Origin of the sequence: Streptomyces sp. LUP30, from assembly GCF_001746365.1 — a bacterium.
Classification (GTDB): Bacteria; Actinomycetota; Actinomycetes; order Streptomycetales; family Streptomycetaceae; genus Streptomyces.
Genome location: NZ_MJAJ01000002.1, coordinates 123540 through 137999, shown reverse-complemented (window position 1 = coordinate 137999; position 14460 = coordinate 123540). Strand labels below are relative to the sequence as shown.

Genomic DNA, 14460 nt, shown 5'->3' with positions numbered 1-14460 from the left:
ACCAGTCGTTGTCGCAATGTATTTGGCAATGTGTCAGTCAGGGACGGGCTCGCGTGCCGAATATTCGCATGCGCCGCCCGGAACCACGAGACGGAAGGCGGGGAATTGACTTCCTATGCCGTTCAGCTCCCAGGCGACCGGACGAGTGGCGGTTCCCGGCCGCGCCGCACGGGAACGGCGCGCCGGAACGTCCCCGCGATGAGCGACGCCGGCCTCGAGACGCTGGCGAAGGCCTGTGGCACCACCGGGGAACGGGCGGCGCTCGCCGCGTTCGCCGCTCTGCTGTACCGGTACACCGGCCGCAGCCACGTCGAACTCGGGCTGAGTCAGGACCGCTCCGAGGCCACCGCCGTCCGTCTGGCGGTCACCGGGGAGGCCACCTTCCGCATGCTGGTGAAGGACGCCGGAGCGGCACAGGAGCACCCGGCGGGGGTCTCCGTTCCCACGGTGGTCCGCACCGGTGCGGCGGTCCCGGCCGGCCTCCCGTACGAGGCACAACTGGTGCTGCCCGCCGTGGGCGACGGCCCGCTGCCGGTCGAACTGCGCTACGACGAGTCGGTTCTCGATGCCGCCACGGCCGAGCGACTGCTCGCCCACTTCGACGCCCTGCTGGCCGAGGGCCTCGCCCGTCCGGACCTGCCCCTGGCGGAGCTGGAGTTCCTCGGCGAGAGCGAGCTGCACCGGATCCTCGTCGAGTGGAACGCCACGGCGGCGGACCTGCCGCATCCGCGGTCCTGCCTGCACGAGGCGTTCGAGGAGCAGGCCGCGCGCACCCCGGACGCCGTTGTCGTGGCCCAGGACGACCGCCTGCTGACGTTCCGCCAGGTCAATACGGCCGCCAACCGGCTGGCCCACCGTCTGCGGAGACTCGGCGTCGGTCCCGACCGGCGTGTCGGCCTGTACCTCGACCAGTCGCCCGATCTCCTGGTCGCCATCCTCGGCGTGCTCAAGGCGGGCGGCGCCTACGTGCCGCTCGACCCCGGCTATCCGAGGTCGCGCGTGGCCACCATGATCACGGGCGCCTCCTGTGTGGCCGTGATCAGCCGCAGCGATCTCGCCGACGGCCTCCCGCCGACCGAGGGATCCCAGGGCCGTCTGATCGTCCTCGACCGCGCGGCCGAGGAGCTGGCCGCCGAGCCCGAACACGATCCGCAGCCGCTGGCCGGTCCAGACCACCTCTGCTACGTCATGCACACGTCGGGCTCCACCGGCACGCCCAAGCCCATCGCCCTGTGCCATCGCGGCGTGATGAACAACATCGCGGACCTCAACACCCGCTTCGACGTGGGACCGGGCGACGGCGTCCTGGGCCTGTCGTCGCCGAGCTTCGACATGTCCGTGTACGAATTCCTCGGCGTGCCCGTCGGCGGAGGCACCCTGGTGCTGCCCTCGCCCGGCCGTACCAGGGACCCAGGGCACTGGGCCGAGCTGTCGGCCCGTCACCGGGTCACCCTCTGGAACACCGCGCCGGCGCTGCTGGAACTGGTCCTGGAACACCTCGACCACGCCGAGCCGTCCGCCCCCGACGAGCAACCCGCCGAACCGCAGCCGGCCGGCCGGGCGCTGCCCCTGCGCGACCTGCGGCTGGTGATGCTCGCCGGCGACTGGATCCCACTTCGGATGCCGGACCGGATCCGGGCCCGCGCACCCGAGTGCCGTTTCATCTCCCTCGGCGGCGCCACGGAGGCGTCCATCTACTCGACCCTCTTCGAGGTCGAGGCCACCGACCCGACCTGGACGAGCATCCCGTACGGGCGCCCGATGGCCAACCAGCGGGTGTACATCCTCGACGACGCCCTGCGGCCAGTACCGCTCGGTGTCACGGGCGAGCTGTACCTGGCCGGTACCGGGCTCGCCCGCGAGTACCTCGACCAGCCCGAGCGGACCGCGGAGCGCTTCCTGTCGTGGTCGTACGGACCCGTGAGCGAGCGCCTCTACCGCACCGGAGACCTGGCCCGGTTCGACGCCGACGGACTGATCGAGCTGATCGGCCGGGTGGATCTGCAGGTGAAGATCCACGGCCTGCGCGTCGAGCTCACCGAGATCGAGGCGGCGCTGCGCGACCACCCGGCGGTCAGGGAGGCCGTGGTGACGGCACAGACCGATGCCGCCGGGGCCCCGGTCCTGGTCGGCTACGCGGTGCCGCAGGAGAGCGGCGGCTTCCGGGCCGACGACGTACGCGAGCACCTGGCGTCCAGGCTCCCGCCGCACATGGTCCCCGGCGCCCTGCTCACGCTGCCGGCGCTGCCGCTCAGCCCCAACGGCAAGATCGACCGCAAGGCCCTTCCCGCCGCGTTCGCGCCCGCACCGGACGGACCGGCACCCGCGGTGCCCGAAGCGGACCGGCCGCAGGGCCCCTGGGAGGAGCGGCTCGGCGCGGTCTGGCAGCAGGTCCTGGGCGTCGCCTCGGTGCGCCGGGACGACGACTTCTTCATGCTCGGCGGCGACTCGATGAAGGCCATGCGCACCATGACGGGGCTGCCGGACTTCACCCTCGTGGACCTGTACCGGTATCCGACCCTGCGGGAGCTGGCCCGGCATCTGGAGAACACCGCGGGCGACCCGGACGCCGGGCCGCCCGGTGACCCCGCCTGACCGGCAGGTCGCGCCGGCGGGCGGCACCGGTGCGGGCGGCACCGTGACGTGCCGCCCGCACCGGCCCGTCACGAACCCGCCGAACATCGCACCGGGAGCCGGCTGACGCCGGTCAGGAAGCTGGAGGCCATCCGTTCGACCGGTCCGGCCGCCTGCAGTTCACCGACCTGACTGCGCAACTCCTCCAGCATGACCCGCAGTTCCACCCGGGCCAGCGGACCGCCCAGGCAGAAGTGCGGGCCGTGGCCGAGGGTCAGGTGCCGGTTCGGGGTGCGGGAGACGTCGAAGCGGTAGGGATCCTGGAAGATCTCCTCGTCCCGGTTCGCCGAGATGTTCCAGAGCGTGACTATGTCGCCGGCGGTGATCCGCCGGTCCCTCAGCTCGATGTCCACCGTGGCGGTACGGCCGATGTGCGTCACCGGAGTCGTCCAGCGCAGCACCTCCTCCACCGCGGGATCGAGCAGCCCCTCGTCCTGGCGCAGCCGCTCCCACTGCTCCGGGTGCTCCATCAGGGCCAGCGCCGCGCCCGCGGACGACAGCCGTGTCGTCTCGTCGCCGCCGATGATGATGTTGTAGCAGTTCAGCAGCACCTCGGCGTCGCTGAGCCGGGCGCCGTCGGCCTCCTCGGTGGCGAGCAGGCTCACGATGTCCTCGCCGGGCGCCTTGCGGCGGCCGGGGAGCAGACCGGCGTAGTAGAGCAGGATCTCCTGCTGGGCCGCCGCGGCCTCTTCCTGGGACTCCTGCGAACCGTCCGCGCCCAGCGCGGCCATGGTCATCTCCAGCATCGCGGCGCGGTCCGACGGCGGCACGGCGAGCAGTTCACAGATCGCGACGAGCGGGATCTGCGCCGCGACATCGGCGACGAAGTCGCCCCCGCCCGCCTCCACCAGGGCCGCCACCAGACTCCGGGTGGCGGCCCTGACGCCGTCCACGACCGGGGCCATGGCGCGGGCCGAGAACGCGCCCATCAGCATGCGGCGCACGGCGGTGTGCCGGGGCGGATCGGTGACCACCAGCATCTGGCCGCCCGCGGAGTCCCCGCCGGTGAGCAGGGTGCCGAGCATGTTGCCCTGCTCCGAACCGAGCCGCACGGTGTCCCGGTAGACCGTGGCGATGTCACGGTACCGCGTGACCGCCCAGAACCCCGGGCCGCCGTTGCCGGTCTCGCACCGGACCACCGGGTGCTCCGCCCGCAGTTCGCGCCAGGCGTCGCAGGCGTCCGGGTCCGGGTGCAGGGCAGGGTCGATCAGGTGGAAGGGGATAGTGGAACCGGCGAGGGCGCCGGTGAGGTCAGCGGTCATGCGATGCCCCGATGAGGTCGTCCGCCCAGGATCGTTCGATCAGCTCCAGGCAGTCCGCCCGGGCGGCCGGCCCGTACGCGACCGACCACCCTGCCGGCACGTCCGCCTTCGCGGGCCACAGCGAGTACTCGTGCCGGTCGTTGACCAGAGCGAGGAAACGGCCCGCGGTGTCGGCCGGGGCGTCGAAGGGACTTCTCACAGGTGTCTCCTGACAGGTCGGGCAGGATGCCGGCGGGAGTGCTCACGCGCTGTGGCCCGGGCCGTCCAGGCGCCGGGCGAGCACGGCGGCGATGTCGGCCAGCGGGCCGGGGGCGAGCATGTCACCGTGGCGGCAGGCGATCGGATGACTCTCGATCCCTCCACTCGTGTACGGTGCCCAGTCGCCCGGCCCCTCGGGATCCGGGGCCTTGTCCTCCATCGCCTCGAAGAACAGCAGGTCCACGTCGACGGGCCGGGAGTCGTGGCGCCGCTGAGCGTTGACGTTGTTGGTGAACACCTCGGCCACCGAGGCCAGTTGATCGCTGGACAGCGTGCCGAGCGGGCTGCCGTGCTCCGTCAGGACGCGCAGGGCTGCCGCCGGGTCGAGCGGCGGCGCGCCGTCCGGCTGCCGGATCCCGAGCGAGTGCAGCACCTCCGCGAGGGCCTCGGGCTGGTCGTAGTCCACCGGGCGGGCGTCCGGGCGCCGGGGATAGGAGTCGAGCAGCGCCAGCAGCGCGACCTCCTCGCCCTCGGCGCGCAGCAGCCGGGCCGCCTCGTGGGCGAGGATGCCGCCCATGGACCAGCCCAACAGGTGGTAGGGACCGCGGGGCTGGACGGACCGCAGCTGAGCCACATGGTCCCTGGCCATCGCGGCCAGGTCGGGGACCAGGGCGGCGGGGTCCTCCAGGCCGCGGGACTGGAGAGCGTGGACCGGGCGCTCGGCATCCAGGTGGCGCAGCAGACCCGAGTACACCCAGCCGAGCCCGACGCCGGGGTGGAAGCAGAACAGCGGCTCCCGGCCGCCCTGCGGCCGCAGCGGGAGCAGCACGTCCAGCGCACCGTCCGGGTGCGCCTCCGGCGCCGGACCGTCGAGGAGGGCGGCCAGACCGGCGACGGTCGGGGTGCGGAACAGTGTGTCGATGCCGAACCGGGCCCCGAACCGGGAGCGCAGCAGCGCCAGCAGCCGGAAGGCGAGCAGCGAGTGACCGCCGAGCTCGAAGAAACTGTCGTGGGCACCGGGCCGGCCGGCCGGCCCGTCCACGCCCAGGACCTCGCCGAAGAGCGCGGCCAGCTCCTTCTCCAGGGGGGTGCCGGGCGGCCGCTCCTCGCGGCCCGCCGCGCTGCCGGGGGCCGGCGCGGGCAGCGCCCGCCGGTCCAGCTTGCCGTTGGGGGTGCGGGGCAGGGCCGGCAGGGTGACGACCATCGGCACCATGTGCCGGGGCAGGGCGCCCTCGACATGGCGGCGCAGCGCCCGGCCGTCGGTCGTGGCCCCGGGTTCGAGGACGACGTAGCCGACCAGTCTGCGGTCGCCGGGCCGGTCCTCGCGGACCACGACGGCCGCCTGTGCCACGTGGGCGTGGCGGGCGAGGGTCGCCTCCACCTCGCCCAGCTCGATCCGGAAGCCGTTGACCTTGACCTGGTCGTCGAGCCGTCCGAGGAAGTCGAGGTTGCCGTCCGGCAGCCAACGCACCAGGTCCCCCGTGCGGTACATCCGGGCTCCCGGCTCGCCGTACGGGTCGGCGACGAAGCGCTCCGCGGTCAGCGAAGGCCTGCCGAGATAACCGGTGGCGAGGCCCGGGCCGCCCAGATAGAGCTCGCCGGGCACGCCCACGGGGACCGGGCACAGTCCCTGGTCGAGAACGTAGGCGCGGGTGTTCCAGGACGGGCGGCCCACCGGGGGCGCCTGGTCGAAGGGACCGCCGCCGAGCCAGCCGGTGGCGTAGACGGGAGCCTCGCTGGGCCCGTAGATGTTGGCGACGCGTGCGCCGGGGAACGCCGCCGCGATCTCGTTCGCCACCGCGGCGCCCAGCTGTTCGCCGGCCAGCACCACCGTTCCCGCGGTGACCGCCGGGTCCAGGCGCCGGATCAGGTCGGCGAAGACCGAGGGCACCCCGCTGACCAGGGCCGGCGCGGTGACCGGGCCGGCCGCCAGGGTCTCCTCCTCGGCCAGGGCGAGCAGATCCCGGTGGATCCGGACGGTGCCGCCCGTGGCGAGCGGGCCGAAGATCTCGAAGACGGAGACGTCGAAGCTGACCGAGGTGGTGGCCTGCACCTGGGTGAGCCCTTCCGTGCCGAGGAAGCCGGCCAGCCAGGCCAGCAGGTCGGCCATGTTGGCGTGGGAGACGACCACGCCCTTGGGCCGCCCGGTGGACCCGGACGTGTAGATGATGTACGCCGGGTCGGCCGGGCTCAGCGGGCGTGGACGCTCCGCGTCGGTGACATCGCCGTCGGGCCGGCAGGCCAGGTCGACCGCGGGGTCGTCCAGGACGAGCCGCGGGACGTCGGCCGCGGGCAGGGAACGGTCCGTCCCGGCGGTGGTCACCAGGAGCGTCGGCCGGGCGTCCGTCAGCAGCAGGGCGATCCGTTCCCGCGGGTACTGCGGGTCGACGGGCAGATAGGCGGCGCCGGTCTTCAGCACCGCCACCAGGGCCACGAGCACGTCGGCCGAGCGGGGCAGGGCGAGCGCGACGATGCGGCCGGGGCCGGCGCCGCGGGCGAGCAGTTCCCGGGCCAGCCGGTTGGCCCGGGAGTTCAGCTCCGCGTAGCCGAGCGTGGTGCGGCCGTCGACGACGGCCGGCGCGTGCGGCCGCTCCTGTGCCCGGGCCTCGAACAGGGCCGGGAAGAAGGGATTGCCGTCCCGTGGGACGGGATCGCCGTGCCACCGGTCGAGTCGGCGCAGCTCCGTCTCGGAGAGCAGCACGGTGTGTTCGTACCGGTCCCCGGGAGTGGTGGCCAGCGCGATGAGCGTCCGACGGTAGTAGCCGCCGATCTCGGCGATCTGCTCGTCGGTGAACCGGTCGGCGTCGTAGCGCAGATGCAGTCGTACCGCGGCCGAGACGAGGTCCTGGGAGAACTCCGCGCCGAACGGGATGCTGGTGTTGGTGACGCGCCGCTCGTCGAGCACTTCCAGTTCGGCCGCGCGGTCCAGGACCGAGCGGTAGACGTGGAAGCGGGTGAAGTTGAAGAAGCTGTCGAACAGCTCCCGGCCTCCTACGGCACGCTTGATCTCCGGCATGGGGAAGCGCCGGTGCGGCTGTACGGCGATGTCGGTGCCGTTGACGGCGGTCACCAGGTCGTCCCAGGCGCCTCCGCTCAGCCGGGTCCGGAAGGGCAGGGTGTTGAGGAACATGCCCAGCACCCGGTCGCCGTCGCGGTCCTCGGTACGGCCGTTGTAGACGACGCCGGTGACGACGTCCGGGCTGCCGGTGAGCAGAGAGACCACGCGCAGGTGGGCGGCGAGCAGCAGGGTACGCATCGGCACCCCGAGCCGTTCGGCGCGCTCGGTCAGTGCCGACGCCTCGGCCGACGGCAACTCCACGGGGACGATGCGCATGTCGGGCCGCCCCGTGGCGGGCCGCAGCCGGGGCAGGGCCGTGAACTCGCAGTCGGCCAGGTGTTCCGCCCAGAAGGCGCGGTGCTCCTCGTCGGCCACGGCAGCGCGTTCCTCCGCGACGAACGCGCCGAACCGGGCGGCGGGCGGTTCGGGGAACACGATCCCGGATGTCCCGGATCCGTCGACGCACCGCAGATAGCGGTCGAACAGCTCGGTGATCAGCGAGCGCTCGCTCCAGCCGTCGAGGATCGCGTGGTGCTCCGTGACCCACAGCTGGAAGGTGCGGTCGGTCAGCCGCTGCAAATGGAACCGGATCAGCGGGGCCTGCTCCCAGGAGAACGGGGTCTGCTTCTCGGCGGCGAACCGCTCGTCCAGGGCGGTTCGCCGCCCGGCCTCGTCCAGGTGGCGCAGATCCTCGAAGGAGACCGGGGCCGTGACGCGGCGGTGCACCAGCTGGAGCGGTTCACCGAAACCTTCGAGGTGGAAGGAGGCTCGCAGGATCTGGTGGTCGGCCGTCATCGAGTCCAGGGCGGTGCGCCAGGCGTCCTCGGACCAGGCGGCCCGGATGTGGTATCCGCAGACGTTGTGGTAGATCCGCTCGGCCGCGTCCAGCTCGCTGTGGTAGAGCATGCCGGCCTGCAACTGGGAGAGTGGGAAGGCGTCCTCGACGTCGGCGGGCAGCGCGGCCCGGTCCTCGGCGGTGAGCAGCGACAGCGGCCGGTACCGGGTGCCCCCGCTGCCGGGGGCGACGAGTGAGGTGTGCGGGGCCAGGTCCCGGATCGTCTGGTACCGAAGGAGGTCCTGGAGCCGGAAGTCCAGCCCTTTCTCCCGGGCCCGGCTGAGCAGGGCGATGGTGCGGATCGAGTCGCCGCCCAGCAGGAAGTAGTTCTCGTCGGTGCCCACCCGCTCATGGCCGAGCACCTCGCTCCAGACCTGGACGAGGATCTCCTCCGCCCGGTTGGCCGAGGCCGTGACCGGCACGTCGGCCGCGCGGGACGGGGAGGGCAGCCGGCGCCTGTCGACCTTGCCGTTGACGGTGAGCGGGAAGTGGTCGAGCACCACGAAGGCCGCCGGAACCATATGGGGAGGCAGCGCGTCGAGGAGGTGGTCCCGCAGTTCCGCCGCGTCCAGGTCGGTCCGCTCGGACACGACGTGGGCCACGAGCCGCGGGCCGCCGTCCGGGCCGTCGTCGACGGCCGACACCAGGGCCTCCCGTACGTTCGGATGCCCGACGAGTGCCGCCTCCACCTCTCCCGGCTCGATCCGGAAGCCCCGGATCTTCATCTGGTCGTCGGCCCGGCCGCAGTACTCCAGCTCCCCTCCGGGAAGCCGCCGGACCAGGTCGCCGGTGCGATAGGCCCGGCCGCCGGGCAGCGTGACGAAGCGGGCCGCGGTCAGCTCCGGGCGCCCGAGGTAGCCCCGGGCGAGTCCGGCACCACGCACGTACAGTTCGCCGGTGACCCCGTCGGGCACGGGGCGGCCCCGGTGGTCGAGGACGTCCAGCGCGAGGTCCGGGATGGCGACGCCGATGACGCTGCCGGTGCCCTCCTCGGCGTCCCGCGGTGAGATCGGCCGGTAGGTGACATGGACGGTCGTCTCGGTGATGCCGTACATGTTCACCAGGCGCGGTCCGTCGGGATGCCGTGCGAACCACGGGCGCAGCGTTCGCGGCTCCAGCGCTTCGCCGCCGAACACCACGTACCTGAGGGCCGGTACGGCGACGTCCGCTCGGTCCTCCTCGCGCATCAGCACGGCGAACGCCGACGGAGTCTGGTTGAGGACGGTGACGCCTTCGGCGCCCAGGAGCCGCAGGAACGCACCGGGGTCCCGGCTGGTCTCGAAGGGGACGACGATCAGTCGGCCGCCGTGGGCCAGCGCACCCCACAGCTCCCACACCGAGAAGTCGAAGGCGTAGGAGTGGAACAGCGTCCAGACGTCTTCGGGCCCGAACCCGAACCAGTGCCGGGTCGAGGTGAACAGCCGGGCGACATTGCGGTGCGGGACGAGGGTGCCCTTGGGCTCTCCCGTGGAACCGGAGGTGTGGATGACGTACGCCAGGTCGTCCGGGTGGACCCGGTGGTCCGGTGCCTCGGCCGGGTGCGCGGCGATGACGGCCGCGTCGTCCCGGAGCGAGACCACGGCGCCGGTGAAGCCGTCCAGCCAGGCGCCCGGCCGCCCGTCGACCAGTACATGGGTCAGCGCGGTGTCCCGCACGATGAAGGACAGCCGGGCCTGCGGGTACGCCGGGTCCAGCGGGACGTAGGCGCCGCCGGCCTTCTGGATGCCCAGGATCGCCACGACCAGGTCCGAGGACCGTTCTGCGCTCAGGCCGACCAGGACCTCGCGGCCCACGCCGAGCTGCCGCAGGTGCCGGGCGAGCCGGTTGGAGCGCCGGTCGAGCTCGGCGTAGGTGAGCTGTTCCCCGCCGTGGCGGACCGCGACGGCGTCGGGCCGGTCTGCGGCATGACGGGCGAACCGGTCGAGGACGGTCTCCTCGCTCGCCTCCGGCGCCGTGTGGGCGGTGGGCCCGGCGGTGGGCACCGCGAGGGTGTGCACCGGATGGCCCGGGCTCCGTACGACCTCGGTGAGGAGCTGGACGTAGTGCCGGGCGAACTGCTCGGTCAGCCAGTCGGGCCAGGCGGCGTCGAAGCGGGCCTCCCCGTCCGGCGTGACGGTCAGCCGCAGCGCATGGGGGTGCGGCGCGGGGGTGTCCTCGCGGGTGAGGACGACCCCGTCCGGCAGCTCCCGCACGCCGGTGTGCGTCGCGCGCAGCTCGAAGGCGACGGGGAGCGGCGGCTGTTCGTCCGGCCAGCCGGCCCCGGCGTCGCGAGGGGCCAGGCGCCGCAGCCGTCCGAGTACGGTGCGGAAGTCCGGGTCCCCGGTCAGGTCCGCGTGGACGGCCGAGGGAGTGGTGAACGGGCCGACGGTGGAGGCGAACGCGGTCCCGCGCTCGTCGCGGGCCGTGGCGAGGAGGACGTCGTCGGTGTCCGTGTACAGGGCGACCAGCAGGGCCAGCAGGGCGGTCAGCCCGTCCCCGAGGTCGGCGCCGGCCGCCGCGCACAGGTCGCGCAGACCCGTGACGGCCTCCGCCGGGAAGCGCAACCGGTGGGTGGCGGCCCGGTCGGGAAGGACGCCCGGAAGCCGCGGCGGTGCCAGGTCCTCGGCGTCCGCGTACGCGGCGACGGGGCCGTCCGCGACGGCCGCGGCGTACTCGGTGAACTGCGGTGCGGGCGAGGCGGCCGGCTGGGTCGCCTGCGGTCCGTCCTCCGCCTGCCAGGCGGCCAGGATTTCGTCGAGGAGAAGGTCCAGGGACCGTTCGTCGGCGACCATGCGATGCAGGGTCAGCGTCAGCCGCAGACCGGTGCGGCCGGCGGGTTCCACGGCGGCCCGCAGCAGCGGTCCCCGCTCCGGGTCGAAGGCGGCGTCCGGCTCCGCCCACAACGACGGCGGTTCGCCGTGCACCGACTGCACCAAAGTGGTGCCCTCGAAGGCGAAGCGGGTGCGCAGCGCGTCGTGGCGCCGTACGCACCCGGCCACGGCGGACCGCAGCCGCGCGGTGTCGGTGGTGCCCTCGAAGGTGACGGTCAAGCGCAGCTCGTGGGCCGTGTGGTCCGGCGTCAGCTCATGGGCGAGGTAGAGCTGCTGCTGGTGCGGTGTGGCCGCGACGGCGGTCTGCGGCAGGACGGCCATCGGTGCCTGCGCCTGGCCCGTCTGATGGGTGCTCACTGATCGTCGACCCTTCGTCGTCACGGGTGTCGCTGCTGGGATCGTTCGGTCCGTCGGCGCCATTCGCCCAGCGCCCGGGCACGGGCGGCTCCCCGGGCGGGTGTCCGGTCCGGGCGGGCGTCCGGGGTGTCCACGTCGCCCGGGCCGCCCGGTGGGTCGAGCCGCCGGGCCAGGCCACGGACGGTGGTGTGACGGAAGAGCTCGGCGGCGGTCAGCTCCGGATACCGGTCTGCCAGCAGAACGAGCACCCGCAGGAGTCCGGCGGAAGTGCCGCCCAGGTCGAAGAAGGTGGTGTCCAGGTCGGCGACCGGGGCGCCGAGGACGCGTTCCCAGGCCCCGCGAACGGCGTCGAGGGCCTGCCCGGCGGGCTCCGCGTCGGGCGGGCCGGACCGGGACGACAGCGCCTGCACCGCCCAGCCGCCCGCGGTGGCCCGGTCCATCTTGCCGTTGGGCAGCTGGGGGAGTTCCCCGACGAGCAGCCACACGGCGGGCACCATCGCGGGTACGAGAGAGGCGGCCGCGTACCGCCGTATCTCCTCAGCCTGCTCCGGTGGCGCCGGCACGGGCCCGCCCGGGCCCGGGGTGCCGCTCTCGGGAACGAGACACGCGGTGACCGTGGCGCCGTCGGGGGCTACGGCCACAAGGGCGTCGCGGACCGCGGGATGGGCGCGCAGCACGCTCTCGATCTCGGCGAGTTCGATCCGTTGGCCGAGGATCTTCACCTGGCCGTCGGCACGGCCGAGGAACCGCAGGCCGTGCTCGGGGTCGAGGACCGCGAGATCGCCGGTGTCGTACCCGGCGCGGCCGTCGTACTCCCGGAACCGGTCGGCGGTGAGATCGGGCCGCCGCCAGTAGCCGGAGCCGACGCCCGCTCCGAGGATCAGCAGACGACCGGGCATGCCGGGTGGCAGCGGCCGATCGTGGGGATCGGCCACCAGGCATTCCTCGCCCGCCAGGGGGTGGCCGATGTGCACGGGTACGTGCGGCCGTACCCGCCACACCGTCGACCACACCGTGGTCTCGGTCGGGCCGTAGCAGTTGAGCACCTCGCCGGGGACCAGCGCGTCCAGCCGGTCGGCCAGGTCGCGCGGCAGCTGTTCCCCGCCCACCAGCAGGGTGCCGAGCCGGCCCAGCAGACGGCGCCCGTCCGGGTCGTCGGCCAGGATCCGCGCCACCGTGGGGGTGCACTGGTAGAGGGCGCCTGTGGGTACGTCCTGACCGGCGATCTCGCGGTGCGAGGTCAGCAGGACGGCGCGGCCGGCGGTGAGCGGCCAGTACAGCTCCAGTGCGCTGATGTCGAAGGAGACGCTGGTGGCCGCGACGGTGACCGCGGGCGGGCCGGACAACTCCCGGTCGAAGGCGGCGAAGAGCGCGGACAGGTTCTCGTGGCGGACGATCACGCCCTTGGGCCTGCCGGTCGACCCGGACGTGTAGATGACGTAGGCGGGGTCCTCGGGGCGGATCCGCGGCCATTGCGCGGGTTCCGGGGCCGCCGCGTCCGGTGCGAGGACCACCGTGCCCGCGGCCGCCCCGGAGCCGGTGCCGGGTACCGGGGTGCCGATGATCGCGGACGGCCGGGCGTCCTCGATCATCAGCCGGAGCCGGCCGGCGGGGTAGTCGGGGTCGAGCGGCACATAGGCGGCGCCCGCCCGCCAGACCGCGAGCAGTGCCGCCAGCAGATCGGGGCCTCGTTCCAGCCGCACGGCCACCCGGTCACCGGGCCGTACCCCCGCCTCGATCAGGGCGGCGGCCAGTTTCCGGACCCGGTGGTCCAGTTCGGCGTAGCCGACCTGTGCGCCGTCGTGCACGACCGCGGTCGCCTCCGGGGTGCGCCGGGCGTGCTCGGTGACGTGGTCTGGTACGGCCGTGAGGGTTTTCGGGGGCGGTTGGGCGTCGGCCTTCGCAGCGGTTGCGGGACCGCTCTCCCCGGCGCCGGCTTGCGGTCCGCTGTCGCCGGTCAGCCGCAGCCGGGTGAGCGGGACGGCCGGTTCGGCGGTGAGGGCGGAGAGGGCGCGTAACAGGTGCTCGCCGAAGAGTTCGGCGGCACGGGTGGGCAGTTGGGCGCGGTCGTGTTCGACGCTCAGGTGGGCGCCGCCGTCGGGGGCCCGGTGCAGGGTCACCGCGAGCGGGTACTCGCCGGCCGCCACGGAGGGTGGGGTGAGCTGCCAGACCAGGCCGCTCGCGGTGAGCTGGGCGGGGGCGGACGCCTGGGTGCAGATGATCCCGGTCAGGGGTTTGCGTCCCGGGCTGCGCTCGGCCCGGCTCACCCGCAGGATGTCCTCCACGGGCAGCTCGACGTGGTCGAGCGCGTCGAAGAGGGCGTCGGCGGCGAGGTCGCACACGGACGCGGTGTCGGCCCCGGCCAGCCGGAGGCGGACCGGCAGGGTGTTCTGGAGACAGCCGATGACGTCCTGGTCAGTCTTCGTGCGGGTGGTGGCGACGGTGGCGAGGACGACGTCGTCGCTGCCGCTGTACCAGCCGGTCACCACCGCTGATGCGGCGAGGACCTGGGCGAACGCGGTCGCCCCTGTCTCCCGGGCGCGCCGGTGCATCGCCGCGCTCAGCTCCGCCGGGACGCGCAGGGCCACCGTGGCGTGGCCGGGCGGTTCGTCGGACGCGATCCGGGGCAGTGCGGTGTGGGCGGGGCAGCCGTCGAGTTCCCGGGACCAGAAGGCCTCCAGTGCCGCCACGCGGTCGGCGTCCGGCGCCGGTCTGCGGTCGTCGGCCCTCCGCAGCGGTGTGCCGGCGTAGGCGTCGGCGAGCAGCCGCAGCAGGACGGCGGCCGATTCCTCGTCGAACACCGCGTGGTGGATCCCCACCAGGCAGTGGGCGCCGTCCCCGGTGACGACGACACGGACCCGGCACAGCGGCCCCTGCCCGTGGACGAACGGGGCGCCGATCTCGGCCATGCGCGCCGTCAGCGCCGTGTCGTCCGCGGACCGTTCGGTCGCGATGTCGACGTCGGCGGCGGGGTGCAGGCGCCGCAACAGGCCGTCGGCAGTGGGGTGCAGGGACGTCCGCAGCGCCGGCTGGGCGGCGACGACCGTCCGGACGGCCGCCGTCAACCGGTCGGGGTCGACCTGGCCGTCGACGCGGATGTGGTGGACGAGGGTCGCCCGGCCGCCCTGTTGGTCGAGCAGGAAGAATCGCGTCTGCTCGGCGCCGGCCGGACCGATCGCATTCTCTGGATCTGCATCGTCAGACATTCGGAGAGCCCCCGCCTCAAATCCGTGCGATGAAATAACAGAGCCACGCTAGGAAGATCCTTTTCCGGTGTCAAGGAAGAAGTCGGATTGACCGTTCCCG

Annotated in this window: 5 protein-coding genes; 1 reads left to right on the top strand and 4 read right to left on the bottom strand. The window is 73.5% G+C overall.

Annotated elements, in window-relative coordinates; genetic code table 11:
* The first annotated feature begins 198 nt into the window (after positions 1-198).
* Complete coding sequence (locus tag BG482_RS02580; RefSeq protein WP_069767167.1) at positions 199-2595, top strand: amino acid adenylation domain-containing protein; 2397 nt, start codon at positions 199-201, stop codon at positions 2593-2595.
* Positions 2596-2663: 68 nt separating this feature from the next.
* Here the strand turns inward: BG482_RS02580 and BG482_RS02575 are convergent, their stop codons facing one another.
* From BG482_RS02575 to BG482_RS02560, 4 genes are read right to left on the bottom strand one after another with little or no spacing between them, the layout of a single operon-like run.
* Positions 2664-3896 carry a cytochrome P450 gene (locus BG482_RS02575; RefSeq protein WP_069767166.1) on the bottom strand — a complete coding sequence of 411 codons (1233 nt, stop codon included), beginning with the start codon at positions 3894-3896 and terminating at the stop codon, positions 2664-2666.
* On the bottom strand, positions 3886-4095 hold the full coding sequence (locus BG482_RS02570) for an MbtH family protein (RefSeq protein WP_069767165.1): 210 nt from the start codon (positions 4093-4095) through the stop codon (positions 3886-3888). The genes BG482_RS02575 and BG482_RS02570 overlap by 11 nt, the downstream gene beginning before the upstream one ends.
* A 42-nt stretch (positions 4096-4137) precedes the next feature.
* Positions 4138-11154 carry a non-ribosomal peptide synthetase gene (locus tag BG482_RS02565; RefSeq protein ID WP_176741296.1) on the bottom strand — a complete coding sequence of 2339 codons (7017 nt, stop codon included), beginning with the start codon at positions 11152-11154 and terminating at the stop codon, positions 4138-4140.
* 20 nt (positions 11155-11174) lie between these two features.
* Positions 11175-14360, bottom strand: a complete 3186-nt coding sequence (locus BG482_RS02560; RefSeq protein ID WP_069767163.1) for an amino acid adenylation domain-containing protein — start codon at positions 14358-14360, stop codon at positions 11175-11177.
* Positions 14361-14460: the final 100 nt, after the last annotated feature.